Annotated in this window: 23 protein-coding genes; 3 read left to right on the top strand and 20 right to left on the bottom strand. The window is 53.1% G+C overall.

From position 1 onward, the window contains the following. Nucleotides 1-17: 17 nt before the first annotated feature. From DSM465_RS0102105 to yneA, 8 genes are all read right to left on the bottom strand, one after another. Nucleotides 18-1,796, bottom strand: coding sequence for an ABC transporter ATP-binding protein (locus DSM465_RS0102105; RefSeq protein ID WP_029760509.1), 1,779 nt, complete (start codon nucleotides 1,794-1,796; stop codon nucleotides 18-20). A gap of 19 nt (nucleotides 1,797-1,815) precedes the next feature. Further along, nucleotides 1,816-3,555: an ABC transporter transmembrane domain-containing protein gene (locus tag DSM465_RS0102100; protein WP_011887192.1), complete on the bottom strand. Its 1,740-nt coding sequence runs from the start codon at nucleotides 3,553-3,555 to the stop codon at nucleotides 1,816-1,818. 125 nt (nucleotides 3,556-3,680) lie between these two features. Continuing rightward, nucleotides 3,681-3,893: a YneF family protein gene (locus DSM465_RS0102095; protein ID WP_008879525.1), complete on the bottom strand. Its 213-nt coding sequence runs from the start codon at nucleotides 3,891-3,893 to the stop codon at nucleotides 3,681-3,683. Nucleotides 3,894-3,981: 88 nt separating this feature from the next. Beyond that, complete coding sequence (sirA, locus tag DSM465_RS0102090; RefSeq protein ID WP_008879526.1) at nucleotides 3,982-4,419, bottom strand: sporulation inhibitor of replication protein SirA; 438 nt, start codon at nucleotides 4,417-4,419, stop codon at nucleotides 3,982-3,984. 187 nt (nucleotides 4,420-4,606) lie between these two features. Then, nucleotides 4,607-6,613: a transketolase gene (tkt, locus tag DSM465_RS0102085; protein WP_008879527.1), complete on the bottom strand. Its 2,007-nt coding sequence runs from the start codon at nucleotides 6,611-6,613 to the stop codon at nucleotides 4,607-4,609. Nucleotides 6,614-6,732: 119 nt separating this feature from the next. Further along, on the bottom strand, nucleotides 6,733-6,963 hold the full coding sequence (locus DSM465_RS0102080; protein ID WP_008879528.1) for a DUF896 domain-containing protein: 231 nt from the start codon (nucleotides 6,961-6,963) through the stop codon (nucleotides 6,733-6,735). 133 nt (nucleotides 6,964-7,096) lie between these two features. Next, on the bottom strand, nucleotides 7,097-7,750 hold the full coding sequence (locus tag DSM465_RS0102075) for a YneB family resolvase-like protein (protein WP_008879529.1): 654 nt from the start codon (nucleotides 7,748-7,750) through the stop codon (nucleotides 7,097-7,099). A gap of 18 nt (nucleotides 7,751-7,768) precedes the next feature. Further along, a complete protein-coding gene (yneA, locus tag DSM465_RS0102070; protein WP_008879530.1) occupies nucleotides 7,769-8,074 on the bottom strand; it encodes a cell division suppressor protein YneA in 306 nt (101 codons plus the stop codon). Between the two features lie 157 nt (nucleotides 8,075-8,231). Between yneA and lexA the strand changes: the two genes are divergently transcribed. Continuing rightward, a complete protein-coding gene (gene lexA, locus DSM465_RS0102065) occupies nucleotides 8,232-8,855 on the top strand; it encodes a transcriptional repressor LexA (RefSeq protein ID WP_008879531.1) in 624 nt (207 codons plus the stop codon). Between the two features lie 63 nt (nucleotides 8,856-8,918). Here lexA and glnA read toward each other — a convergent pair whose 3' ends face one another. The 4 genes from glnA to hflX form a co-directional block, all read right to left on the bottom strand. After that, nucleotides 8,919-10,253, bottom strand: coding sequence for a type I glutamate--ammonia ligase (gene glnA / locus DSM465_RS0102060; RefSeq protein ID WP_008879532.1), 1,335 nt, complete (start codon nucleotides 10,251-10,253; stop codon nucleotides 8,919-8,921). Nucleotides 10,254-10,292: 39 nt separating this feature from the next. Then, a complete protein-coding gene (locus tag DSM465_RS0102055) occupies nucleotides 10,293-10,694 on the bottom strand; it encodes a MerR family transcriptional regulator (RefSeq protein WP_008879533.1) in 402 nt (133 codons plus the stop codon). Between the two features lie 76 nt (nucleotides 10,695-10,770). Continuing rightward, nucleotides 10,771-12,042 (bottom strand): methionine gamma-lyase family protein, encoded by a 1,272-nt coding sequence (locus tag DSM465_RS0102050; RefSeq protein WP_008879534.1) that lies wholly within the window; start codon nucleotides 12,040-12,042, stop codon nucleotides 10,771-10,773. Between the two features lie 13 nt (nucleotides 12,043-12,055). Further along, the gene (gene hflX, locus DSM465_RS0102045; RefSeq protein ID WP_008879535.1) at nucleotides 12,056-13,303 is read right to left on the bottom strand and encodes a GTPase HflX; all 1,248 of its coding nucleotides are present in this window, start codon (nucleotides 13,301-13,303) and stop codon (nucleotides 12,056-12,058) included. Nucleotides 13,304-13,455: 152 nt separating this feature from the next. On the opposite strand from hflX, the gene DSM465_RS0102040 reads away from it, so the two are divergent. Both DSM465_RS0102040 and DSM465_RS0102035 read left to right on the top strand, forming a co-directional pair. Continuing rightward, entirely contained in the window at nucleotides 13,456-14,061 is a 606-nt protein-coding gene (locus DSM465_RS0102040) for a trimeric intracellular cation channel family protein (RefSeq protein WP_008879536.1), read from the top strand. Nucleotides 14,062-14,591: 530 nt separating this feature from the next. Beyond that, complete coding sequence (locus DSM465_RS0102035; protein ID WP_223812832.1) at nucleotides 14,592-15,053, top strand: YjdJ family protein; 462 nt, start codon at nucleotides 14,592-14,594, stop codon at nucleotides 15,051-15,053. Between the two features lie 56 nt (nucleotides 15,054-15,109). Here the strand turns inward: DSM465_RS0102035 and DSM465_RS0102030 are convergent, their stop codons facing one another. The 8 genes from DSM465_RS0102030 to DSM465_RS0102000 form a co-directional block, all read right to left on the bottom strand. Further along, a complete protein-coding gene (locus DSM465_RS0102030) occupies nucleotides 15,110-15,988 on the bottom strand; it encodes a DMT family transporter (protein WP_011887185.1) in 879 nt (292 codons plus the stop codon). A 156-nt stretch (nucleotides 15,989-16,144) separates the two neighbouring features. Then, entirely contained in the window at nucleotides 16,145-17,293 is a 1,149-nt protein-coding gene (locus DSM465_RS0102025; RefSeq protein WP_008879539.1) for a thiolase family protein, read from the bottom strand. Nucleotides 17,294-17,404: 111 nt separating this feature from the next. Further along, nucleotides 17,405-18,250, bottom strand: coding sequence for a 3-hydroxyacyl-CoA dehydrogenase family protein (locus tag DSM465_RS0102020; RefSeq protein WP_011887184.1), 846 nt, complete (start codon nucleotides 18,248-18,250; stop codon nucleotides 17,405-17,407). Nucleotides 18,251-18,263: 13 nt separating this feature from the next. Next, nucleotides 18,264-19,883, bottom strand: coding sequence for a long-chain fatty acid--CoA ligase (locus DSM465_RS0102015; protein ID WP_011887183.1), 1,620 nt, complete (start codon nucleotides 19,881-19,883; stop codon nucleotides 18,264-18,266). 2 nt (nucleotides 19,884-19,885) lie between these two features. After that, nucleotides 19,886-20,716 carry a CoA transferase gene (locus DSM465_RS18105; protein ID WP_230459236.1) on the bottom strand — a complete coding sequence of 277 codons (831 nt, stop codon included), beginning with the start codon at nucleotides 20,714-20,716 and terminating at the stop codon, nucleotides 19,886-19,888. A gap of 22 nt (nucleotides 20,717-20,738) precedes the next feature. Continuing rightward, complete coding sequence (locus DSM465_RS20045) at nucleotides 20,739-20,960, bottom strand: CoA transferase (protein WP_230459237.1); 222 nt, start codon at nucleotides 20,958-20,960, stop codon at nucleotides 20,739-20,741. A gap of 16 nt (nucleotides 20,961-20,976) precedes the next feature. Further along, the gene (locus tag DSM465_RS0102005) at nucleotides 20,977-22,125 is read right to left on the bottom strand and encodes an acyl-CoA dehydrogenase family protein (protein ID WP_008879543.1); all 1,149 of its coding nucleotides are present in this window, start codon (nucleotides 22,123-22,125) and stop codon (nucleotides 20,977-20,979) included. A 21-nt stretch (nucleotides 22,126-22,146) separates the two neighbouring features. Continuing rightward, nucleotides 22,147-23,721, bottom strand: coding sequence for a fatty acid--CoA ligase (locus tag DSM465_RS0102000; protein ID WP_008879544.1), 1,575 nt, complete (start codon nucleotides 23,719-23,721; stop codon nucleotides 22,147-22,149). Nucleotides 23,722-23,832 lie beyond the last annotated feature (111 nt).

The raw sequence follows: 23,832 nt of genomic DNA, 5'->3' as shown, positions 1-23,832 counted from the left end.
AAAAGGCGCTTTTTTCTTTATGCATGAGCGTCGACTAACCCATTTTGCAATAAGTACATTTGGTAGTATAGCCCTTTTTGTGCCAACAGCTGTTGATGTGTACCACGCTCCACAATTTCACCGCGGTGGAGGACAAAAATTTGGTCGGCGTCTTGAATCGTCGACAGACGATGGGCAATAGCGATCATCGTTCGCCCTTTTCGCATTTGCGTGAGCGCCGTTTGAATAGCCTCCTCCGTTTCGGTGTCAATATGAGCGGTTGCCTCATCAAGAACTAATATTTTCGGTTTGGCAGCAATGGTGCGAGCGAACGAAAGAAGCTGGCGCTGCCCGCTCGATAACGTGGCTCCCCGCTCAGCGAGCAGATGGTCATAGCCGCCGGGCAGCTGTTGGATGAACGCGTCCGCCTGCACGAGGCGAGCGGCAGTCTCAATCTCCTCGTCACTTAATTGCTCGTTATACATGCGAATGTTCTCTTTCACTGTTCCGTAAAACAAGAACGGATCTTGCAAAACGAGACCGAAACATCGCCGCAGCTCGGCGCGCGAATAATCGCGGATCGACCGGCCGTCAAGCAAAATGTCGCCGCGATCAAATTCATAAAACCGCATTAGCAAGTTGATGATGGAGCTTTTACCGCTGCCCGTATGGCCGACAAACGCCACCGTCTGCCCCGGACGGATGGTAAATGACAACCGTTTTAGCACATCACGCTTGCCGTCATATGAAAAACTGACATCGCGGAACTCAATTTCTCCGCGCTCAATCGTATACGGTGCTTGTTCCGGATTGAACGGCGCCTCTTCATCATGGTCAAGGAGCGCAAAGACACGGGAAGCGGAAACGATCGCTTGCTGATAGAGCGACAACCGCATCATCATTTGCGTCACCGGTTCAAAAAAACGTTCCAAATAGTTGACAAATGCGTACAGCACTCCGATCTCGACCGGACTCTCAAGCGCCGAGATACCGAAAAAGCTGAGCACGGCCATGATCGACAATAGATAGACTACATCGAGCGCCGGCCGGAGCAGCAGCCCGTCAAGCCGAATGTTTTTCATTCCCGCTTCGTAATGCGCCTCATTCACGGCGGCAAACTCTTGGTATAAGCGATGCTGTTGGCGGAATGCTTGTATGATGGCCATCCCTTGCAACGATTCATTCAATTTGGCGTTCAGCTCGCTCAGCCGTTCACGCATCTGTTGGTAAAATACCGAACTGTAACGGCGGTATGTTTTCATAATCAATCCGATGGCCGGAATAATGAACAGGCAAAACAGCGCAAGCTGAGCGTTGAGTGAAAACATAGCAATATAAACGCCGATGACAAACAGACCGTTTTGCACAAACACCGCTAAAACGCTGATAAACATGTCTTTGATCGCTTCCGTATCATTCGTCACCCGCGAGACAATGCTTCCGCCCGGCGTCCGGTCAAAGTAGCTCATCCCGAGCCGGTGTACCTTGGAAAAGACGTCCATCCGCAACGCTTGGATAATATATAAAGCGAGCCTCTGAAACCCGATCAGCTGGAAATACCCGACGATCGTTTTTCCGACGAGCACGCCGATATAGGCGACAGCTAGCGCCGCCACCGGGCCCGGAGCGAGATGATTCGGCATCAAATAGTCGTCGATAAACACTTTCACTAAATACGGGCCGGCCAACTCCCCCGCGGTCGCCAATAGAAGGAGCGCAAAAGCGAGCACAGCTTCTTTTTTGTATCGCCCCATATAAGCGAGCAATCGCCACAAGATGCGCCGTTGCTCTTTGGACGTCAATATTTGTTCGTTCATACGCTCCCTCCTATCCATGTCATTCCATAAGCTCCTCAAGCTGTTGGCGCCGATACATTTCACGATACCAGCCGTCTTCAGCCATCAAGTCTTCGTGCGTCCCCGCTTGTATGACGCGGCCGCCATCAAGGACAAGAATCCAATCAGCATGTTCGACCGCACTTAAACGATGAGCGGCAATAATCGTCGTTTTCCCACGTCTCTCGCGCTTCAGCGTCGTTAAAATCCGTTCCTCTGTTTTTGCATCGACCGCCGACAACGCATCATCTAAAATGAGCAGCTCTGGTTCCATGAGCAAGGCGCGGGCGATCGACAGCCGTTGTTTTTGCCCCCCTGACAGCGAGACGCCGCGCTCACCGATGACCGTCTCATAACCGTCCGGAAATTGGAGAATGTCATCATGAATGTCAGCCAGCTTTGCTGCTTTGACAATTTCCTTCTCATTCGCCTCCGGCTTAGCAAAAGCGATATTGTCGCGGACAGAGGCGGAAAAAAGGAAATGGTCTTGCGGCACATAGCCGATCGCCATCCGCAAGGCAGAAAGCGTATAGTGTCGAATGTCATGGTTATCGAAGCGAATGTCACCATCATAGTTGTCAAACTCGCGCAACAATAGGCGCAGCAGCGTCGTTTTCCCGGATCCAGTTTTGCCGACGACACCGAGCGTCGCCCCGCGTTCAAGCCGGAAACGAACATCGACAAGCGCCGGTTTTGTCTCGCCCGGATAGACAAACCGGCGGATATCATACTCGATGCTCCCTTGCGGCGGAACGGCAAGCGCGCCTGGCATTTCCTTGATTTCATCGTCTTCGGCAAGCAGCGCCCGCACGCGGTCGTATGAAGCGCGCCCGCGCTCGACAATGTTAAACAGCCAGCCAAACGCCAGCATTGGCCAAATGAGCAAGCCAAGATACGTCGTAAACGACACGAGCTCTCCGATTGTCAACTCGCCGGCAATGACCATCTGACTGCCGAACGCAACGGAGAGGAAAAACGACAGCCCAACAAGCAACCCGATCGTCGGATCAAAGAGCGCATCCACTTTAGCAACCGCAATGTTCTTCGCTACGACGTCTTCCGATTGGCGGCGGAACGCTTCGACATCCTTTTCTTCATAGCCGAACGCTTTGATGACGCGGACGCCGCTCATGCTTTCTTGCACTTTATCATTTAGCGCCGAAAACGCTTCTTGCGCTGTTAAAAATCGCCGGTGAAGCATCGTTCCATAGCGGCTTGTCGCTATAGCCATCACCGGCAGCGGCAGCAGGCTGATCAACGTCAGCTTCCAGCTGATCGAAAACGCCATCGTCGCCAGCACAACCCCGCCGAGCGTCAACGAATCAACAAGCGTTAAAATGCCGCTTCCGGCCGTTTGCTGAATCGCCTGCAAATCATTGGTCGCATGGGCCATCAAATCACCGATCCGCTTCCGCTGGTAAAACGACGGCGCCATTTTCGTAAAATGGGCGTACAGCTCGTTGCGCAGCTGGCGGGCAAGCTTGACGGCTGATCCGAAAATGCAAATACGCCAAACGTAGCGGAGCACATAGAGCGCCCCCGCGATGGCAGCAAGGGCAACCATCCAACGAATGAGCACCTCTTTCGTCATCGTGCCGTTTTTCATATGGTCAACTAAAATACCGATCACTTTCGGCGGGATCGTTTCCAAAAAGGCAACGATCACGAGTAATAGAATACCGGTGATATACGCCTTTTTCTCTTGGCGAAAAAACCAAAACAAATCGCGGAACACGCTCATGCGGCCATCCCCCCTTTCATTTTCGCTAATGAACAACCGCTATACCATTGTAGCAAAACTAGGAAAATTTAGAAAGAACATTTTTCTAAAATAAAAAGACACTCTCGATCGAGTGTCTGTTTCGTTTATTTCAGCTGGTTGTTCATCATTTTCATCATTTGGTTGATTTTCTTTTGCGACGGGGTCATGCCCATTTGCATCATCATCATGCGAATCATTTGTTCATTGATCGGTGGATTTTTTTTCAAATAATTGATCATCGTTTTGCGGGCGATGAAAAACCCGAGCGCCATACCAGCGATAAGCGCTAGTACACCAACGAGAATCGTGTCCCACATACAGCGATTTTCCTCCTTCTTGTTGTCTCCCTAACAGTGTACTAAACGATGTGCCATTAGACAATATTTCGCGACAAAAATCTTCACGTTACGCGAATTTTCTTCCTTGCGCCGGCGCAGATAACCAATGGTAGTCGGCAAAATCAGCAGCAACCGCCAAAAACGACGGCGCTAATTGTGCGAGCGCCTGTCCGATGTCAGCCGCCAGCGACGCGCTATCAGCAACAAGGAGCAGGCGGCGCTTTTGCACAACAAGCAGCGCTTCCTCACCGACGTCATTTCGCAAAATGAACATGTTGCGCTCTAAATTTTTGCCGACATGCCCGCTAAAATATTGCTTTAAGCCTAACTCAAGACGTGAAAACGACAACCGTTCGGTAATAAATTCGACTTGTTTGCGGCAAATCGTTTTTAACGGCGCTTTGGCATATTGATGTTCCCGAAGCAATTCGACAACTTTTTCCGTCCGATGGCGATAGTGCGCCGCCACTTCGTCATTTAATAAATAAATCCAATACCGAACCATGCCCCATCCCCCATTTCATCTCATCTATCTCTATTATAGAAAAGAAGGGGAGAAAAATATGTCTATTAACGGCAATTTTTTTCACTAACATTGTCGATTTTTGTTTATAGTGACCAGCGGCCGCAAATAGGGCAAAAAAGTTGCCCTTGCAACAGCACAAGGGCAACCTGTTCTCACGGTCATTGAATTACTTGCCAAGCAACGCTTTCACGCGATGAACGACGTTATCGACGGTAAAGCCATATTCCGCCATAATTTTTTCTCCCGGAGCGGAGGCGCCAAACCGATCGATGGCTAAAATGTCGCCATCCGCACCAACATAGCGCTCCCAACCGAGCGAGGCGCCCATTTCAATGGCCAGCCGCTTCGTCACCGCCGGCGGAATCACTTCATCACGGTACGCTTTTGGCTGCGCTTCAAAGCGATCCCACGATGGCATGCTGACGACCGAGACGTGAATCCCTTCGGCAGCGAGCGCTTCTTGTGCTTGCACCGCCAAGCTGACTTCCGAACCGGTTGCCAAAAGCAGCGCCTCCGGAGCACCGTTTTTCGCCGGCGAGACGACGTACGCACCTTTTTTCACGCCTTCATATGCCAAATCAGCCGTTGTCGGCAACGTCGGTATGTTTTGACGCGTCAGAACGAGCGCGGTCGGCTTGTCCGTCGATTCAACCGCCAGACGCCATGCCGCCGCCGTTTCGTTCGCGTCAGCCGGTCGGATGACTGACAAATTCGGCATCGCTCTTAAGGAAGCGAGCTGTTCAATCGGCTCGTGCGTCGGGCCGTCTTCACCGACAGCAACGCTGTCATGCGTCAAAACATAGGTAACCGGCAGCCCCATGAGCGCTGCTAATCGAATCGCCGGACGCAAATAGTCGGAGAACACGAAGAACGTGCCACCAAACACTTTCACCCCACCATGGAGCGCCATGCCGTTTAACGCCGCTCCCATGGCAAATTCGCGCACACCAAACCAAATGTTGCGCCCTTCATAGCTGCCCGGCAAGAAATTGCCGCCTTCTTTAATAAGCGTTTTGTTCGAGCTTGCCAAGTCCGCTGAACCGCCCAACAACTGCGGCACCGCTTTGGCAATGGCGTTGATGACTTCCCCGGACGACGACCGGGTCGCCAAACTTTTTCCAGCTTCGTACACCGGCAGCGCAGCTTCCCAACCGTCTGGAAGTTTCCCTTCGATCGCCTGCTTCAGCTGGGCGGCCAATTCTGGATACGCCTGCTCGTAAGCGGCCAATCGTTCATTCCATTCGGCTTCTTTTTTCGCCCCGACTTCTTGTACCGTTTCCCGGAAATGGGCATACACTTCTTCCGGCACATAGAAATCTTCGGCAAACGTCCAGCGATACGCTTCTTTTGTCAATTTCGCCTCTTCTGCACCGAGCGGAGCGCCGTGAACACTCGATGTGCCTGCTTTCGTCGGCGAGCCGTAGCCGATCGTCGTTTTCACTTCAATGAGCGTCGGCCGGTTGAGGTCAGCCCGCGCCTCTTCAAGCGCTTTGGCGATTTCCTCGATGTTGTTGCCATCTTCGACGCGCAAATATTGCCAACCGTACGCTTGGAACCGTTGAGCGACGTTTTCCGAGAACGATAGGTTAAGCTCTCCGTCCAGGGAAATGTCGTTCGAATCATACAGAACGATCAAGCGGCCCAACTGCAAATGACCAGCGAGTGATGCAGCTTCGCTCGCCACTCCTTCCATTAAATCACCATCGCCGCAAATCGCGTACGTATAATGGTCGATCATGTCAAACCCGTCACGATTGTATGTAGCCGCCAAATGCCGCTCAGCCATCGCCATACCGACTGCCATCGCAATTCCTTGGCCGAGCGGGCCGGTCGTCGCTTCCACTCCCGGCGTATGGCCGTATTCCGGATGCCCTGGCGTTTTGCTTCCCCATTGGCGGAACTGTTTCAAGTCGTCCATCGATACGTCGTAGCCGCTTAAATGAAGCAGGCTGTAAAGCAGCATCGACCCGTGCCCAGCTGACAAGACAAACCGGTCGCGGTTGAACCAGTTTGGATTCGCCGGATTATGATTCATGAATTTCGTCCAAAGGGTGTACGCCATCGGTGCCGCGCCCATCGGCATGCCCGGATGCCCGGATTTCGCCTTTTCGATCGCGTCAATCGACAGCGTTCGAATCGTCGTAATCGCTAGTTGTTCAATCGAATGCGCCATCATTTTCCTCCCCTTCGTCAATATGGTGTCATTTACTATCATATAGAAAATTGACTTCTTTGTACAACGTTATTTTCGCTGTCAAAAAACAAGGAGCCTTCGCCTTTCTTAACTGCCGGTTAATGGAGGCGATGGCGCTGGCTTTCCTTTAATTTTTTAGGCGTCACGTCATTGCCGTTCGGGTCGATGACCTTCACCGTGTGAAGCATATCGGTCATCGCTTTGCGAAACGCCTGAATGTATTCGCGGCGCAGCTTTGCCTGCTCCATCACTTCTTCCGGCGACAAGCCGACCGTTTTTGCCTTTTTGGCCAGCTCATTGATGCGGGCCAATTTATGTTTGGCAAGCATTGAGCATCTTCTCCTATCTACCATATTATCGTTCTGTTTTATCTTATCCGATGACACGGGGAGATGGCAACGATGACATCTTGACCTTCTTTCTTTGCCGATCCGCACCTTCAGAGCCAAGGACAACACGCAGTCAATGCCGCCCTTGCTGTTCATCCATATACTCTTGATAGCGGCGATGGACGGTCGCTTTGGACGCCTCGTAACCAAAGCTCCGGAGCGTCGCAGCGATGTCCGCAAACGTCAAGCCGCGCTCGCGCAGGCGAACGATCTCTTCGACTGGAAGCTCAATCCGATCGCGCCCAGCGTTTTCCCCACGGCGCGTTAAGTTCCGCTCCGGCCGGTAACCGCGGGCGATGGCCCGCTGCATCCCGCGCTTAATCTTCGCATTATGTATTTTCCGTTGATACTCCTCGACAATGGCAATAATCGACAGCACCATCTCATCAGCCTCTGACAGCGGCATCTCTCCATGGTGGCTGGCGCTGTATATTTTCACCCCTCTTTTTTTCAAGCAGTGCAACACTGCCATGCGCGCATGGCCACGCCCGAGTCGTGTTTCATCTTGAATGAGTAAGGCGTCGACCTCCTCTTCTTCACAAAGCGCAAGCAGCTCGAGTACTCCGTCACGGTCGGCTTCGTAGCCGCTCGCCTGCTCGGCGATCACTTTGATGACGTCAAAGCCGCACTCTTTCGCCAGCTTCTCCAGTTCGGTGCGCTGCCGTGCAAGCGATGTTTCCTGCTCCGTTTTATCCGTGCTGACACGGCAGTAAATGACCGCCTTCATGACCATCCCTTCTTTCTATCACCGCTTGACGGCCAATGAGCCGTCCTGCTTTGATTTTAACACAGGGATGACGATTTGTTCACCGGCGGTGAGGCGCGAGCTCGGCAAACGATTGACATCGACCACCCAACGAATAAATTCGTCCGGCGACAAGCCGTGCGCCGGCTCGTATTGCTTCGCGAGCCCCCAAAGCGTATCGCCGGAGGCGACCGTTACCGTCATGTATTGTTTTTTGTCAATCGGGCTGCTGGCGTAGACGAATCCTACCAAGACGAGTGCGAGCAAACACGAAAAAATGAGGTAATGCAGCAACGTTTTCTTCATTTCCCCCACCCTTTTTCTAGAATGTGTGTTCGCCTTTTCTTTCATTATAATCAAGAACGTTTGTTCTCGTCAATAAAAACTCGAACTTATGTTTGTTTTTCCATTTCGCCCGTGCTATAATGAAAACAAATGATGTGGCAAGAGGGTGTGAAAAAGGATGACGAAACTGTCCAAACGGCAGCAACAAATTTTAGAGTTTATCAAGCAAGAAGTGAAAACGAAAGGCTATCCTCCGTCGGTAAGGGAAATCGGGGAAGCAGTCGGTTTGGCATCGAGTTCAACCGTCCACGGCCACCTTGCGCGTCTAGAAAGCAAAGGGTACATCCGTCGCGACCCAACGAAGCCGCGCGCCATTGAAATTTTGGACAGCGATCTGACAAAAGAAAGGGAAAAAGAGGAGGTCATTTCCGTGCCGATGATCGGCAAGGTGACAGCCGGCCAGCCGATCACCGCCGTTGAAAATATTGAGGACTATTTCCCGCTGCCGAAACGGCTTGCTGCCGGCGAAGAACAGCTGTTTATGCTTGAAGTGATGGGCGACAGCATGATCGAGGCCGGCATTTTGGACGGCGACTACGTGATCGTCCGCCAGCAGTCGTCCGCTAACAACGGTGACATCGTCGTTGCCATGACGGAGGAAAACGAAGCAACGGTGAAACGATTTTTCAAAGAAAAAGACCATATCCGCCTGCAGCCGGAAAACGTCCATCTCGAACCGATCATCGTCCGTGACTGCACGATTCTCGGTAAAGTGATTGGCGTCTATCGTCTGATCAACTAAAAGTCCGTTCAGCGCCGTGCTCCATAACAAAAGCTGCCCCGTTTGTCGGGGCAGCTTTTATGATTAGTACAGCTCCATATATTGGTTCAATTCCCATTGATGGACCGTTGTCCGATACATATCCCACTCGATTTCTTTCGCTTCGACGAAATGCTCGAATAAATGTTTGCCAAGCGCTTGGATGATCACCTCATCCGATTTTAAATTGTCGAGCGCTTCGATCAGCGTCGCCGGCAAATCGACAATCCCTTCTTCAAGCCGTTCTTCTTTTGTCATGACGTAAATATTTCGGTCAACCGGCGCCGGAGGAGTGAGCTTGTTGCGAATACCGTCAAGCCCAGCCGCCAACAGCACGGCCATCGCCAAGTACGGGTTCGCCGCCGGGTCGACACTGCGCACTTCAATGCGGGTGCTCATGCCGCGCGAAGACGGAATACGGATGAGCGGGCTGCGGTTGTGCGCCGACCAAGCAACATAACATGGAGCCTCATAGCCTGGAACAAGCCGCTTATACGAGTTGACCGTCGGGTTCGTCACCGCCGTAAAGTTTGGCGCATGTTTCAGCACACCGGCGATAAACTGCCGCGCCGTATCGCTCAACTGCAAATCGCTGTTCGGATCAAAAAAGGCGTTTTCGTTATTGCGGAACAACGATAAGTTGCAGTGCATTCCCGAACCGTTAATGCCGAAAATCGGCTTCGGCATAAACGTCGCGTGCAGCCCATGTTTGCGAGCGATCGTCTTGACGACAAGCTTAAACGTTTGAATGTCGTCGCATGCTTTAATAGCATGGGCATATTTAAAATCGATCTCGTGCTGCCCCGGGGCGACTTCGTGGTGCGATGCTTCAATTTCAAACCCCATTTCCTCAAGCTCAAGCACGATGTCGCGCCGGCAGTTTTCTCCCAAGTCGGTCGGCGCCAAATCGAAATAGCCGCCGCGGTCATTCAATTCCATCGTCGGACGCCCATTTTCATCGAGCTTAAAGAGGAAAAATTCCGGCTCCGCCCCTAAGTTGAACGCCGTAAAGCCGAGCGCTTCCATTTCCTTCAGCACGCGTTTTAAATTGTAGCGCGGGCAGCCTTCAAACGGTGTGCCATCCGCATTGTAAATGTCACAAATAAAGCGGGCGACTTTCCCTTTTTCCGCGGTCCACGGAAAGATGACAAATGTATCTAAATCAGGGTATAAATACATGTCCGATTCTTCGATGCGGACAAATCCCTCGATCGATGATCCGTCAAACATCATTTTATTGTTAAGCGCCTTCTCAAGCTGACTGATCGGAATTTCGACGTTTTTGATCGTACCCAAAATATCGGTGAATTGCAGGCGAATGTACTTGACGTTTTCTTCTTTGACGATGCGCATAATGTCTTCGCGCGTATATTTTGCCATATCTAAACTCCTCCCCGGCTCCGAAATCATTTTCCATCATTAATGAAAGAAGCGAGCGAGATCTCCTTGGCGAAGCGATGCGCGCTGAAACCGTCCGGCCTGCAGCAACTCCGTCCGCAACATTTCGCGCAACTCCTCGTCCGACAGCTTCGGTTTTTCTGCTTTTCCAACTTTTTCTGACGGTTCATGGTGCCCCTCTTGCTGAGCGGCAAAAATTCGCTTAATGCCGGCAAGGTTAACACCTTGGTCAATTAAATCTTTAATTTCAAGCAAACGGTCGATATCATTGAGCGAAAACAGCCGCCGGTTGCCCTCGGTGCGCGCTGGCATAACGAGGCCGTGCTCTTCATAATAGCGGATTTGGCGCGCTGATAAGTCCGTCAGCTGCATCACGATCCCAATCGGAAACAATGGCATGGAACGACGAATGTGGCTGCTCATGCCAATTCCTCCTCGCTTTTGATACCTTTATTTTACCATAATGTTAAGAAATGAGTCAATGAGATGTTACATTTTCTCACAAACAAATCAACTGCTGTTCAAGCAAGCGGTGAACCGCCGAACAAACAGCGATTTTCACGTGTGAATACGTAAGACCGCCTTGAACGTATGCGACATATGGCGGGCGCAGTGGCCCGTCTGCCGTCAACTCAATGCTCGCTCCTTGCACGAACGTACCAGCGGCCATGATGACTTTGTCCTCATAGCCGGGCATCTCGCTCGGGTATGGAGTAAAATGGGCGTTCACCGGGGAAGAAGCTTGGATGGCTTGACAAAAAGCAACCATTTGCTCTGGATCGTCAAAACGAACTGACTGTACAAGATCGGTGCGCTTGGCGTCCCATGCCGGCGATGTCTCGAGTCCCACCCGCTCAAGCATTGCGGCGGTGAACACCGCTCCTTTGAGCGCCTGTCCGACAACATGTGGAGCCAGGAAAAATCCTTGGTACATATCAGGCAGGCTGTACAGCGACGGGCCGACTTCGGCGCCGATGCCCGGTGAAGTCATCCGATAGGCGCACGCTTCGACATACTTCCGCTTTCCGACAAGATAGCCACCCGTTTTTGCCAGTCCCCCTCCTGGGTTTTTAATGAGCGAGCCGGCCATGAGATCAGCGCCGACATGGCATGGCTCTTTCTCCTCGACAAACTCGCCATAGCAGTTGTCGACAAACACGACGACATCTGGCTTGATTGCCTTGACAAAAGCGATCATCTCGGCGATTTCGTCGACCGTAAACGATGGACGTGTCGCGTAGCCGCGCGAGCGCTGAATGCCAATCATTTTCGTCCGTTCGTTCATCGCTTCACGCACCGCTGGAAAATCAACCGCTCCGTCCGCCGTAAGCGGTACGCTCCGATAACGAATCCCAAACTCTTTCAGTGAGCCGACGCCGCTGCCGCGAACGCCGACGATCTCTTCAAGCGTGTCGTACGGAGCCCCGGTGATGTAAAGCAGTTCATCGCCCGGGCGCAGCACGCCAAACAGCGCGATGGCGATCGCGTGCGTGCCAGAAATGATTTGCGGACGGACAAGGCCCGCTTCTGCGCCAAATACATCCGCGTAAATGCGATCAAGCGTATCGCGCCCTGTATCGTCATAACCGTAGCCAGTCGTCGGGATGAAATGGCCGTCGCTCACTTGATGGCGGCGAAAACTGTCGAGCACGCGATATTGGTTCGCCTCGACACGTTCATCGATGGAGCGGTGGATCGGCGCAATTTGTGCTTCAACTTCCTCGATGAGAGCAGCGATTGTTTCTCCGTATCTCCACTGTGTCCAAAACATAGATAAACCCTTTCTATCGTTGAAATAATTGAAGCTCCCCATATAGCGGGTGCGTCGGCAGCACGTACCCTTGGCACTCGTACGTGCCCCCTTGTTCATTATAATGCCATTCCTGCAAAATTGTGTCCGTTTTTAACTGAGCAAGCAATTTTCCTTTTCCGCTCGGAATTGATACGTCGTAACGACTCATTTGCTGTTTCACCGCTTCTTCGATAAAGCGGCGGAGCCGGTCAACATCGGTGGCCGAGAGTGCGCTCATCACGATTGCATCAGTTGTTGTCGGGAGAAATTGTGGCGCTTGCCGGTCGCTTTTATTGTAAACGGTGACGGTCGGAATCGAAGAAGCTCCTAGTTCCGCCAAAAGCTGCAATACGGTACGCTCATGTTCGGCGTAATCCGGATGCGACGAGTCGACGACATGAAGCAGTAAATCCGCTTCTTTCACTTCTTCAAGCGTTGAGCGAAACGCGGCGACAAGCGTCGTCGGCAAATCTTGAATAAATCCGACCGTATCGGTGAGAAGCACCGTATACCCGCACGGCAAAATGCACTTGCGCGTCAGCGGATCGAGCGTGGCAAACAGCAAGTTTTCTTCCAACGAGTCGGCAGCGGTCAACCGGTTAAAGAGCGTCGATTTGCCAGCGTTTGTATAACCGACAAGCGCTACTTGAAATGCGCGGTTTTTTTGCCGACGCTCCCGATATCGCCCGCGATGCTCGGCGACGCGCCGCAGCTCGCCTTTAATGTCATCGATGCGGCGGCGAATGTGACGGCGATCCGTTTCAAGCTTCGTCTCCCCCGGGCCGCGCGTGCCGATGCCGCCACCAAGGCGGGATAACGCCGCCCCTTGGCCGCTAAGGCGCGGCAGCATATACTCGAGCTGGGCGAGCTCAACTTGCAGCTTTCCTTCTTTCGAACGGGCACGCTGAGCAAAGATATCTAAAATGAGCTGCGTCCGGTCAATGACTTTCACCTCACCAAGCATGTTCGTCAAATTGCGGGCTTGGCTTGGCGACAGCTCGCTGTTGAAGACGACGAGATCCGGCTCCAGCTGCTTGACGATGGCGGCAAGCTCTTCTGTTTTCCCTTTGCCGATATACGTTGCCGGATGCGGCGATTCGCGTTTTTGCACAAGTTCCGCCACCACTTCGCCGCTCGCTGTCGCAACGAGTGAAGCGAGCTCCTCCATTGAATAGCGGAACCGTTCGTCATCAACACCGGCGAGTTGACAGCCGACGACGATCGCTTGTTCTCGGCCCATGACATCCCTTCCTTTCTAACGGTCCTTTTTCTCTGCTCTCATCATACCAAATCCAGCTGCCACCCTGCCAGTTCGTTCAAAAAATGATTGATTTCCCGCCGTTTTTGCCCCTACAATGATACAGGAAAACAGCATGGAAAGGAACAGCGAGAATGACGTGGGAAGTGTTAAGCATCATCGGAACCATTGCCTTTGCCATCAGCGGGGCGATCGTTGCGATGGAAGAAGAGTACGATTTGCTTGGGGTGTACATTTTAGGGATCGTCACCGCCTTTGGCGGAGGGGCAGTGCGCAATTTGTTGATCGGGATTCCTGTATCCGCGTTATGGCAACAAGGTCCGCTTTTTCTTGTCGCCTTAGCTTCGATGACTGTTGTGTATTTGTTCCCAAAACAAATGCTCCCGCCGTGGAAGCGATGGGGCAACTTTTTTGATGCTCTCGGCCTGTCAGCATTTTCCATTCAAGGAGCACTGTATGCCGTGAACATGGGACATCCGTTAAGCGCAGTCATCGTCGCCGCTGTGTTGACCGGTAGCGGCGGCGGCATCATCCGCGATGTGTTGGCGGGAAGAAAGCCGCTTGTGTTGCGCTCGGAAATCTACGCCGTCTGGGCGATTTTAGCCGGTCTCGCTATCGGGTTGAAATGGACAGAGTCGCCAGTGGAACTGTATGTACTGTTTACTGTCGTCGCCGCCCTTCGTATTTTGTCGTACACATATGGCTGGAAACTGCCGCGCCGAGCGGTTGGAGGAGAGTGATTGAAAACATGACCGTTCTTTCAATATTGTCTTCCATTTTTCAATTTTTGTAATCCTTATTCGAACATCCCCTTCACTTAGTGATGACGATATACGATTCTCGTAAAATCATACCAACGCCCAAAGAAAAGGCGGATCCGAAACGGTCATGTTTTTTCAACAAAACACAACATCTGTTCTTTCTTGATTGTGTTGCATGCGGTAACAAGAAAAGGTGTCCCGCGCCTTTTGGGACACCTCCGCATAACTCCAAGCAACAAGCAACTTTTTCTTTATGACAACGGGCTGGCTTTGCCCGACGAATGGCATCGGTGCATTCGACTTTCACATAAGCACGATCTTCCAAGAGCGCTTGTTGGATGTCGGTTCATCGTTCTCCCATCCATCTTGACACAATCCGATCGTTTCTAGGACATCCAGCAGGGATGATTATTTCGGCGAATCGGACACATGTCTTCTCCCTGCGCGTTCATCGTAATAAAGGCGCATGGAAGCAAAATGGCTTATATGAAAAGGAGGAGACCATCGATATGTATCGACTCATCCAATTCGGCGTCGTTGCGATGATTTGGTTCTTTTCTGCTTTAGTATCTTGGTATGAAGGAAGCGCGATTCTCGACGATCCTTGGGAATGGAAATACTCAACGCCATTTTCACACTGGCTCGCCGGCCCAGTAGTTCATGAGCACGACATTTCTCAGCTTGACTATTTCGTATATGCCGCCAAATTCCGCCCTGTTTTTCCAAGTTTGCTCATCGTTTGCACCGTCTATTTGCTTATTCTCGCTGCATCTTATTTGAATCAACGCACATTTGCCTATGTGTTGTTTGTCTTCAGTGCAACGCTTCCTGGGCTTGCGCTTCCTTTCATGGATGCGACGACAGCGGGCGGAACATGGCTAGCGATCGTTTTGTCCGGATGCGCCCTCGTATGCGCGGCACTCGGAGCAATGACCATCAAAAACCATTCCGTTCGACAAGCAAAATCGTAAGCATGAAGGCGAAGACGCCCAACGCAGGCGCTTCGCTTTTTGTTTCGTATTCCTTCTTACGCGCTTTGCTCGCTTCGCACGGCCACTACGACCCCAGCAACAATCAGCACCCCGCCTATCCAAAAGCTAACGTCAAGCTGCTCATGCAAAAACAGCCAGCCAAAGAGCGAACCGACGAGTGGTTGGAAAAAGAAAAAGAGCGAGCCGATGCCGGCGTCGATCATTTCCAACCCTTTGTTCCACAAGAAAAACGCGCCTGCTGTTGACACGATGCCAAGGTACAACACGCCCAACACGACGAGTGCATTCCAGTGAACAGCGGTCAGCTCTGGACTTTCCACCATCAGCATCGGCGTCATGCCGATAAACGCCACCAAGATGGCGAATGTCGTGATGGAAAGGACGGATAAGCGAGCCGAGGCCATTTTCACCAGCACCGACAACAGCGCCCAAGTGACCGCTGCGCCAACTAACGCCATATTTCCGGCAAATGTCGACTCCCCACCGTCCCCAAGGCCGACGATGACGATGACCCCCGCTGTCGCCAACAACAATGCGGCAAGTTTCCGCCATGTGAGCGCTTCGCCAAGAAGCCAACGGGCAAATAAAACGACAAACGCCGGTGTTGAAGCGGTAATGAGGGAAGCAGTATGGGCATTCGACCATTTCGTGCCAACAAATTGCAGCGAAATGGAAACGATATAACCGATGACACCGATTGCGATTACCATCCCCCAGTCGCGCCCATGTTTTGGGAGGGGCTCCCGTTTTGCCGCAACAATCGCGACAAGCACAACCAAGGCAATGGCATAACGCAGCCAGACGAGCGTAAACGGCGAGATGTAGTCCAACACGTATTTGCTCACGACATACATCCCGCCCCAAATGCTGGCAGCGAGTGACAAATAGACGGAAGCAAGAACGGGCTGCTTCATCTTGCGCAGCGCCCCCCTTTTTATCTGCTTTTCTTCATCTTATCACATCCCCGCCCTCCGTCCTACGGTTTTTCATAAGCAAAAAAGCAGCGGGCTTGGCGGCTTGTTGGCCGCTCCCGCTGCTGATGGTGCGAGCTCAATGTGTATTGTCACGCCTTACTCACGCTCGATGATTGTTGCTGTCGCCATGCCGTGGCCGATGCAAATCGTCAGCAGCCCGTAGCGCCCCTTCCTCCGTTCGAGCTCATGAACGAGCGATGTCATCAGCTTCACGCCGGTTGCGCCGAGCGGATGGCCGAGTGCGATGGCGCCGCCGTTGACATTCACTTTCTCCAGCGGAGCACCGATTTCTTTTTGCCAGGCGAGCACAACTGGGGCGAACGCTTCGTTAATTTCAATGAGATCGATGTCCTCGATCGTGAGCCCGGCTTTTTTCAGCACTTGCCTTGTCGCGGGGATGACACCATCCAGCATATACGTCGGGTCAGAGCCGACGACCGTTTGCGCGATAATTCGCGCTCTCGGTTTCAGTCCGAATCGGCGCGCCACCTCTTGCTCCATCAGCAAAATGGCGGCCGCCCCATCGCTCATTTGACTCGCATTGCCGGCGGTAATGACGCCGTCTTCTTGAAACACCGGCTTAAGCGTGGCGAGCGCTTCCGGCGATGTATCGGGACGAGGCCCTTCGTCATCGGTGACAAGGATTTCACGACCATCGCGGTCCAGCCCTTTGACCGGAACGATTTCGGCGCGAAACTTCCCTTCACGCAAGGCGGCCAAAGCGCGCTGATGGCTTTCGTAGGCGTAAGCGTCAAGCTGCTCGCGCGTTAAGCCGTACTTTTTGGCGATTCGCTCCGCCGAGACGCCTTGATGGATGAATTCGTACTTTTCATGAAGCGACGGCGGAATGGTCCGCTCGTTGCCATCGCTTAAAATCGGAACTTTCGTCATACTTTCGACTCCTGCAGCAATGGTGACATCCATATCGCCTGAACGGATTTCCTGTGCAGCAAAATGGATCGCCTGCTGTCCTGAGCCGCACATTCGATTGATTTGCACGGCTGGCACTTCGATCGGAAATCCAGCCTCCAACGCCGCAAGCCGGCCGATGTTGTATCCTTGTTCGGCGATTGGCGTCACGCAGCCCATGACGATATCTTCCACCTGCCCTTTTTCAATGCCGGCCCGACGCACGACTTCATCAAGCACCGTAGCGGCCAAATGGACCGGATGAACGTCGCGAAAAACGCCGTTCCGTTTACCGACCGGTGTTCTGACGGCTTCAACAATCACCGCTTCACGCATGATGCCATTTCCTCCTTCTGCTTCGCTTCGTCATTGCTCCTTTTCCCGTTATCCGCCTCACAACAACTATCCCTTTCGTTAAACGCCGCCCTTCAAGGCGACGAATGGGTGTCAATACGTATAAAAGCCTTTCCCGGTCTTCCGTCCTAAATGTCCGGCTTCGACGAGCTTGCGCAGCAGCTGCGGTGCCCGGAAGCGGTCGCCGTACGCCTCGGTCATGTTTTCACTCACAAACAAGAGCGTATCAAGCCCGACCATGTCGGCGAGCTCCAACGGCCCCATCGGGTAATTGAGACCGAGCCGCACCGCTTTATCGATATCCTCGGCAGAAGCGATTCCTTCTTCGTACATGCGGATGCATTCAATCATGTGGGCGGCGATCGCCCGCGTCGTCACAAATCCTTGACGGTCTTTGACAACAACCGTCTCTTTGCCAAGCTCTGTGGACAGGCGGCGGATGGCGTCGACCGTTTCGTCAGCCGTCGTTTCACCTTTAACAATTTCAATTAGCTTCATCACCGGTGCTGGATTGAACCAATGCATACCGATGACGTTCTCCGGCCGATTGGTCGCGGCCGCAAGCGCGGTAACGCTCAACTCTGATGTGTTCGTCGCCAAAATGGCGCTTGGCTTTGCCAATTCATCAAGCTTTTGAAACACCTCTTTTTTCAATGCCAAGTTTTCCGGCACCGCTTCAATGACAACGTCCGCTTCACGGACCGCTTCTGCCAAATCCGTCGTAGGACGGAGACGGCCACGCGCCGCCTGTGCTTCTTGTTCGGACATGCGGCCGGATTGGACAAAGCGGCGCAAGCTTTTTTCAGCCGAAGTGAGCCCGTTTTGCAAGGCCGCTTCGGACACATCATATAGATACACCGTTTTTCCCGCCATCGCCGCTGTTTGCGCGATGCCGCTTCCCATCACCCCAGATCCGATCACTGCGATCGTTTCAGCCATAACGTCTCCCCCTTTATTCTGTTGCCGCATCGGCATAGCGCGCCGCCATCTCATCGCGTAGTTTCCTCTTCAAAAACTTGCCAACGCTCGTTTTTGGAATTTCGTCAAGAAAGACGATGTCATCCGGCAGCCACCATTTCGTAAACTGCGGGCGCAAAAAGTCGTACAGCTCTTCTTTCGTGACACTCTTTCCTTCTTTCAACACAACGCAGGCGATCGGGCGCTCCTGCCATTTTGGATGCGGAACGGCGACGACCGCGGCTTCAAACACCGCCTCATGGGCCATGAGCGCATTTTCCAAATCAACGGAAGAAATCCATTCGCCGCCGCTTTTAATAACATCTTTCGTCCGGTCGACGATTTTGACGAACCCTTCTTCGTCAACGGTGACGACGTCGCCGGTATGGAGCCAGCCGTCACGAAACGCCTCTTTCGTCCGCTCGTCGTTATAATATTCAGCGGCAATCCACGGCCCACGCAAGCAAAGTTCGCCCATTTCTTGGCCGTCCCAACGAACCGGTCCATTTTGGCCGATGACTTTCATCTCCAGCCCTGGAGCAAGCAACCCTTGCTTGGCGCGGATGTCAAGTTTCTCTTCATATGGCAATGCGTCTTGATAACTTTTCGGGCGCGAGACGAGCACAAGCGGGCTCGTTTCCGTCATCCCATAGGCGTGAATGAACGGAATGCCGTATTTTTCTTCAAAGGCGCGGATCACTCCTTTTGGCGCGGCCGAACCGCCGCAAACGACGCGCGTTAGGCTTGTCACATCATAGCTTCCTTTCTCCAATTCTTGCAGCAGCCCAAGCCAAATTGTCGGCACACCGGCGGTTATTGTCACCCGCTCAGCCTCAATCAGCTCGGCAAGCACTTTCGGCGTAAACGCCGGCCCCGGCATAACGATTGTCGAACCGAACCACGTAGCGGCAAACGGCAGCCCCCAGGCGTTGACGTGAAACATCGGCACGACTGGCATAATGACATCGCGCTCGCAAAGCCCTTGTGTATCGGCTAATCCTAACGCCATCGCGTGTAAGACGGTGCTCCGATGCGTGTAGACGACCCCTTTTGGATTTCCCGTTGTCGCCGACGTATAGCACATACCAGCCGGTTGGTATTCATCGAGGTCTTTTAAGAATGGGAACGACGGATCGCCTTCAGCGAGCAGTTTCTCATAATGATACACCGGCGACAGCGTCGTCTCCGGCAGTTCGTCGGCGTCTGTCATAACAATGAAGGCACGAACATTTGGAATCTCGTCTTTCACCGCTTCAATGACCGGCAGCAAATCGTCGTCAATCAATAAGACGCGGTCGTCGGCATGGTTGATGATATAAGCGATATGCTGCGCGGAGAGGCGGATATTGATCGTATGAAGCACCGCTCCGATGCCTGGAATAGCAAAATATGCTTCCAAATGGCGGTGATGGTTCCAAGCAAACGTGCCAACGCGGTCGCCAACTTCCACCCCAAGCCGCTTCAACACGCTTGAGAGTCTGCGCGTCCGCTCGCCAATCTCCTTATATGTATGGCGGACGATGCCGCCTTTCATGCGGGAGACGACTTGCTTTTTCGGAAAAAACATTTCCGCCCGCTCAAGCATCATCGAAATGTTTAACGGTGTTTTCATCATGGTCATTCCTCCCCCACCAATAAATATGCGTGTTCGTTCACTTGTGGCGACACTCCGCCGCCCCACTGCCCATCCGGCCCATGCGCGGCCGCCCACACGCCATCTGGCTGCAGCCGAACAAGATGACGAAGCCGGTCGTCGGCAAACAGCTGCTTCGCTTCATCCGTTTCGAGCACTGGGGCGAGGCAAGCGTCAACCGTTTCAGCAAAGGCGCTCCATTCAGAAAACGTTTTTTCGCGAAACAAAGCGACCAGCCCGTCATATACCGCCTCTCCCGGACGAGCCGGCGCCCACTGCGCTTCGGTCCACTCCGGGCGGCCAACCGCTTCACAAAACTGGCGCCAAAAGTGCGGCTCAAGCGCGGCCAAGCTCATATAGCGGCCATCTTTTGTCTCGTATAACTGGTAACAGACGACCTCCCCGGCAAGCTCCATAAGGCCGTTTTTTGGCCCTCCGCCATGCTCGATGGCAAAATGGCCGGCCATCATTGCTGTTAAGCCGTCGACAAGCGAGACATCCAAATGTGCGCCTTTGCCGGTTCGCTCGCGGGCAAACAGTGCAGCTAAAATGCGCTCGGCCGCCGCCATGCCACCAATAAAATCAGCGAACGTCACTTTTGGATGAACCGGGCGGCCACTTTTATCCACCAACTGCGCAAGTACTCCCGAAAGCGCCATATAATTTACGTCATGGCTTCCAAGCAACGAGCGATCACTCTGTTGACCGAAACCGCTGATCGAACAGTAGATGATGCGCTCGTTTATGCGGCAAATGTCGTTATAACCAAGCCCGAGCCGCGCCATCACTCCGGGACGGAAGCTCTCGATCAACACATCGGCACGAGCGGCGAGACGCCTAGCTTGTTCGCGCCCCCCCGTCCGTCTTTAAGTCCAAGGCGACGCTTTTTTTGCCGGTATTGTACGAGGCAAACAACTTCCCACCAGCGAACGGACGCAGCCGGTCACCAGATGGGGGCTCGATCTTAATGACTTCGGCTCCAAGCTGGGCAAGACGCCAGCTCGCAAACGGGCCGGGCAAGTAATGAGAAAAGTCAAGCACAACAACGCCATTCAGCATGGTGTGTCCCTCTTTTCTATAAGTCTAGCTGCCGGGCGATGATCGTTTTCATCATCTCGTTCGTTCCGGCGTAAATGGCGCTCACTGGAATATCGCGATAGCGCCGAGCGATCTCGTATTCTTCCATATAGCCGTAGCCGCCGTGGAGCTGCATGGCTTCAGCCGCGACACGTTTCGCCATCTCCGTGATCCACCATTTCGCCATCGATACTTCCGTCACAATTTGTTTTCCGGCCATATGCTCCTCGATGACACGATCGACAAACGTGCGCCCGATGGCGATGTCAGTCGCCATTTCGGCAAGGCGGAACTGAACGGTTTGAAACTCGCTCACCCGCCTGCCGAACGCTGACCGCTGCTTTACATAGTGCTTCACCAACGAAAACATCACTTCGGCCGCCGTTTGAGCGGCGATGGCGACCACGAGCCGCTCCTGCTGGAGCTTTTCCATCAAATAGTAAAACCCTTTTCCTTCCTCCCCAAGCAAGTTTTCTTTCGGCACTTTCGCATCTTGGAAAAACAGCTCCGCCGTATCTTGGGCGTGCAGCCCGACTTTCTCGAGCTTCCGCCCGCGCGTAAACCCCGGCGTGTCACGTTCAACGACCAACAGACTAATGCCGCGGTGCGGCGGTTTTGCGTGCGGATCAGTTTTGCAAGCGACGACGATCAAATCGGCATGAATGCCGTTTGTAATAAACGTTTTTTGCCCGTTGACGATGTAGTAGTCACCGTCTTTGACCGCCGTTGTCGAAATGTTCGCTAAATCCGACCCAGCTCCCGGCTCAGTCATGGCGATCGCTGTAATGAGCTCGCCGCTTATGCATTTCGGCAGCCATTTTTGCTTTTGCTCTTCGGTTCCATACGACGCGATATACGGTGTCACAATATCGTTATGCAGTCCAATGCCGACAAGGCTTGAACCGACTTTTTCCAACTCTTCATTGATGACGACCGAATAGGCAAAATCGGCGTTTAACCCCCCATACTTCTCATCCACCCATGGGCAAAGAAAACCGTTTTCTCCCATTTTCGCCCAAAACGACCGCGGAATGATGCCGCGTTGTTCCCATTCGTCATAATACGGATATGCCTCTTTCTCCAAAAACTTGCGGAATGCCTCGCGGAAGATGTGGTGCTCTTCTCGCAAATAGCGGGCTGTCACCATGTATCCCTCTTTTCCGTTCTGTCACTGCTTGTTTGTCCCGCCCGCCGCCTGCTGTTTCAGCCGCTCGCGCAGCAAAAACTTTTGAATTTTGCCGCTCGCGTTGCGCGGCAGGGCGTCGATGAAATAATAGGCGCGCGGCCGCTTGTACGGAGCGAGACGATCGCTCGTTTTGCAAAACTGCTCAAGTTCGTCAGCAGTGAGGAGAGCGTCTTTTTTGACAACAAAGGCGACGACTTTTTCCCCCCACAGCTCATCCGGCTCACCGAGCACGGCAACGTCAAGCACGCCGGGATGCTCATACAGCACATCCTCCACCTCGCGCGGATAGACGTTTTCTCCACCGCTGATGATCATATCATCAACCCGGTCAGCGACGTACAAGTAGCCGTCTTCGTCAACGTAGCCGAGGTCGCCAGAATGGTACCAACCTTTGTACAATGCCTTTTCCGTCGCCTCTTCGCGCTTGTAGTACCCCGCCATCATGCACGGCCCGCGCATGACGATCTCACCGACTTCACCTGGCGGCAGCACATCGTCCGGGTCGGACGGTCCGTCTTCCCGCGCGCGGACGACGCGAATTTCATGATTCACGCAAGCACGGCCAGCAGAACCGGCTTTTTTCAGCTGCTCGTCTTCCAACAAAAACGTGACTGCCGGCCCCATTTCCGTCATACCGTACGCTTGAATGAGCCCGATGCCGAGCCGCTCTTGACATTGCCTTACAAGCGCCGGAGCCATCGGAGCGGCGCCGTACAATCCGAGGCGGAGCGAAGAGATGTCGTAACCGCTTACATTCTCCTGCAATATCATATTCCACATTGTTGGGGCGCCGAACATGAGGGTAATTCGTTCGCGTTCGATTGTTTCGAGAACGAGCTTGGCGTCAAAATGATGCAAAATGACACTCGCTGCTCCGGCATGCACGCGCGGCAGCAAGCAACAATGCAGCTCGGCACAATGGAACAGCGGCGCTGCCGCCAACCCGCGGTCCGTTTCCCGGATGCGCATCACGCCTTGGCAAACGACACTTTGTTCGATCATGTCACGATGCCGGTGCATCACCCCTTTTGGCCGCCCGGTTGTGCCGCTTGTGTACATAATGGCGTAAAGGTCGCTTTCTTCCACATGAACGTGCGGCGCTTCATCCGTAGCCTGAACTACCTGCTCATAGGCGTTTTTGGCAAACGGCGGCGGATCGCCATCGATCGACCAAAATGACACGTGCGGAAAACGGCTGCTGATTGCGGCAAGCTGCGGCTCGACCGACCGCTCAAATATGACGATTTTCGGTTCGGCGTCCATCAAAATATAGGCGATTTCCTCCGCTTTCAACCGAAAATTGATCGGGTTGAACACCGCGCCAATTTTTGCGCAGGCAAACAAGGCGGTGGCGAGCTCGAGCGTGTTGTATAGCACTGTCGAGACGCGATCTCCTTTGCGGACGCCGGCTTCAAGAAAGGCGTTCGCCCATCGGTTCACTTCCACCTCCCATTCTGCGTACGTGTAACGGCGTCCGGTCGCCACCTCTACGACCGCCTCGCGCATCGGAAATTTCCTTACCGTCTGGGAAAACATGTCCCCAATCGTTACGTACAAGCGCCTTTCCCCCTTTTTCCAAATGGACATAGGGCAGGCAGGTTCACTAGACAGATAATTCAGATTAATTAGTACATTAGCCCTCGTTGTTTATGTATTCGCCCTTTTTAA

Source organism: Geobacillus thermodenitrificans subsp. thermodenitrificans DSM 465 (genome assembly GCF_000496575.1).
In the GTDB taxonomy this organism is placed as follows: Bacteria; Bacillota; Bacilli; order Bacillales; family Anoxybacillaceae; genus Geobacillus; species Geobacillus thermodenitrificans.
Note: the sequence above shows the minus strand (reverse complement) of the source record. Positions and strands in the feature narration are given on the sequence as shown.

Bases quoted from the DNA above. Each gene is read 5' to 3' on its own strand.
- DSM465_RS0102105 (WP_029760509.1), bottom strand. From the start codon at position 1,796: ATGAACGAACAAATATTGACGTCCAAAGAGCAACGGCGCATCTTGTGG.
- DSM465_RS0102100 (WP_011887192.1), bottom strand. From the start codon at position 3,555: ATGAGCGTGTTCCGCGATTTGTTTTGGTTTTTTCGCCAAGAGAAAAAG.
- DSM465_RS0102095 (WP_008879525.1), bottom strand. From the start codon at position 3,893: ATGTGGGACACGATTCTCGTTGGTGTACTAGCGCTTATCGCTGGTATG.
- sirA (WP_008879526.1), bottom strand. From the start codon at position 4,419: ATGGTTCGGTATTGGATTTATTTATTAAATGACGAAGTGGCGGCGCAC.
- tkt (WP_008879527.1), bottom strand. From the start codon at position 6,613: ATGGCGCATTCGATTGAACAACTAGCGATTACGACGATTCGAACGCTG.
- DSM465_RS0102080 (WP_008879528.1), bottom strand. From the start codon at position 6,963: ATGCTTGCCAAACATAAATTGGCCCGCATCAATGAGCTGGCCAAAAAG.
- DSM465_RS0102075 (WP_008879529.1), bottom strand. From the start codon at position 7,750: ATGAAGGCGGTCATTTACTGCCGTGTCAGCACGGATAAAACGGAGCAG.
- yneA (WP_008879530.1), bottom strand. From the start codon at position 8,074: ATGAAGAAAACGTTGCTGCATTACCTCATTTTTTCGTGTTTGCTCGCA.
- lexA (WP_008879531.1), top strand. From the start codon at position 8,232: ATGACGAAACTGTCCAAACGGCAGCAACAAATTTTAGAGTTTATCAAG.
- glnA (WP_008879532.1), bottom strand. From the start codon at position 10,253: ATGGCAAAATATACGCGCGAAGACATTATGCGCATCGTCAAAGAAGAA.
- DSM465_RS0102055 (WP_008879533.1), bottom strand. From the start codon at position 10,694: ATGAGCAGCCACATTCGTCGTTCCATGCCATTGTTTCCGATTGGGATC.
- DSM465_RS0102050 (WP_008879534.1), bottom strand. From the start codon at position 12,042: ATGTTTTGGACACAGTGGAGATACGGAGAAACAATCGCTGCTCTCATC.
- hflX (WP_008879535.1), bottom strand. From the start codon at position 13,303: ATGGGCCGAGAACAAGCGATCGTCGTCGGCTGTCAACTCGCCGGTGTT.
- DSM465_RS0102040 (WP_008879536.1), top strand. From the start codon at position 13,456: ATGACGTGGGAAGTGTTAAGCATCATCGGAACCATTGCCTTTGCCATC.
- DSM465_RS0102035 (WP_223812832.1), top strand. From the start codon at position 14,592: ATGTATCGACTCATCCAATTCGGCGTCGTTGCGATGATTTGGTTCTTT.
- DSM465_RS0102030 (WP_011887185.1), bottom strand. From the start codon at position 15,988: ATGAAGCAGCCCGTTCTTGCTTCCGTCTATTTGTCACTCGCTGCCAGC.
- DSM465_RS0102025 (WP_008879539.1), bottom strand. From the start codon at position 17,293: ATGCGTGAAGCGGTGATTGTTGAAGCCGTCAGAACACCGGTCGGTAAA.
- DSM465_RS0102020 (WP_011887184.1), bottom strand. From the start codon at position 18,250: ATGGCTGAAACGATCGCAGTGATCGGATCTGGGGTGATGGGAAGCGGC.
- DSM465_RS0102015 (WP_011887183.1), bottom strand. From the start codon at position 19,883: ATGATGAAAACACCGTTAAACATTTCGATGATGCTTGAGCGGGCGGAA.
- DSM465_RS20045 (WP_230459237.1), bottom strand. From the start codon at position 20,960: ATGCTGAATGGCGTTGTTGTGCTTGACTTTTCTCATTACTTGCCCGGC.
- DSM465_RS0102005 (WP_008879543.1), bottom strand. From the start codon at position 22,125: ATGGTGACAGCCCGCTATTTGCGAGAAGAGCACCACATCTTCCGCGAG.